The organism is Microcystis sp. LE19-10.1B (assembly GCF_027530565.1).
Lineage (GTDB): Bacteria > Cyanobacteriota > Cyanobacteriia > Cyanobacteriales > Microcystaceae > Microcystis > Microcystis aeruginosa.
The window spans coordinates 1-1,168 of record NZ_JAPZQM010000288.1 but is presented as its reverse complement, the minus strand read 5'-3'; the positions used below and the strand labels follow the sequence as shown (position 1 = coordinate 1,168).

Below are 1,168 nucleotides of genomic sequence, written 5' to 3'. Positions count from 1 at the left end.
GCTAGGACGATTAACAAGTGTCGAATCATCTGTAATCAATGCACGTTTAGGAACTATCTCACCAGAAAGACTAATACGCATTAAAAATCTTTTAATCAATTGGCTAAGAAAATAAAATTATTGTGATCGCCGTCATCTTGTCGATTACACTTTAAAACTGTGTTCATTTTTGCTTTTGAAAGTGCGATCGCTGATTCTCTGGGGTACATTAACAAAAGTGTAATGTGCCTTTTTCTGTGGCATGATGAGTTCGATAATCGATAATCTGCCTTCCGTGCCAACGAACAACTCTGAAATACAGAACCAAGCAAGAAACGTCTTAGATGCAATTGCGTTTACTCCCTTTGAGCAATGTCAACCCTTGAGCCGTGATTTTAGCGAAATTCCCGATCTTCCTGGTATTTACGCAGTCAGACATAGATATCAGGGATTGCTTTACATTGGTAAAACCAAAAGCTTACGAGGTCGTTTTAAAGGTGGACACAAAGCTTTTTTGTGGGCTTGGCTCGATCAATATACAAGTGAAGATGTACGAATTGCGGTGCAGACAATACCTTACTCAAAAAACCCTGCGCTACTATTAGAACTAGAGGCGATCATTTTAAGGGCAACTGAGCCACCGTATAATGTTCAAATTCATACTGGAGTCCTAACCCATGCAAGTGAAACTTTCGGAGCAAATCTCGTCTGCGGATGCGGAAAATATTTTAAAGTGCTTACCAGACTGGATTCAGGATGCCCTGATTGCTCGCGCTACTGAAATTGATTATCCCGTTGAAGCAATCCTTGAGATGGCGATCGCCAGTTTTCTAGACACAGAGGCATTAAGTTTTGCCGACTGTAAGCCAGGGCGAGGTCAATAAGTGCGATCGCTCTTGTAGTAACGCACTAAATTGATTGTTATTCACCGTAATTATCTGATTTTTTGGATTTTTATTAATGCGATCGCAGAGCTTGTAGCTGATCTTGTAGTGCGATCATTTTTTGATGATGGGGAGGGGCGATGGTTTTTGGGAGGAGCAATTTTGGTTCTTCGGTTTGTCTTATGCAATGGACGGGGTTATAAGGAATGAAACCTTTATAGAGACAGACATTGCCGCAATTTTTGTCAATTGTTTGCGATCTGGAGCGAACTAATCAATTAAATCTCTTGCCAGATAAGGATTGA

General features: G+C 40.7%; 2 protein-coding genes. Both read left to right on the top strand.

Annotated features, from left to right (window positions below; translation table 11 throughout):
* Positions 1 to 241: 241 nt before the first annotated feature.
* Complete coding sequence (locus tag O9332_RS10305; protein WP_002764180.1) at positions 242 to 760, top strand: GIY-YIG nuclease family protein; 519 nt, start codon at positions 242 to 244, stop codon at positions 758 to 760.
* Positions 663 to 863 carry a hypothetical protein gene (locus O9332_RS10300; RefSeq protein ID WP_223213113.1) on the top strand — a complete coding sequence of 67 codons (201 nt, stop codon included), beginning with the start codon at positions 663 to 665 and terminating at the stop codon, positions 861 to 863. Before O9332_RS10305 ends, O9332_RS10300 begins: the two co-directional genes overlap by 98 nt.
* The last annotated feature ends 305 nt before the right edge of the window (positions 864 to 1,168 follow it).

Excerpts from the sequence above, each read along its gene's own strand:
- O9332_RS10305 (WP_002764180.1), top strand. The coding sequence starts at position 242 with ATGATGAGTTCGATAATCGATAATCTGCCTTCCGTGCCAACGAACAAC.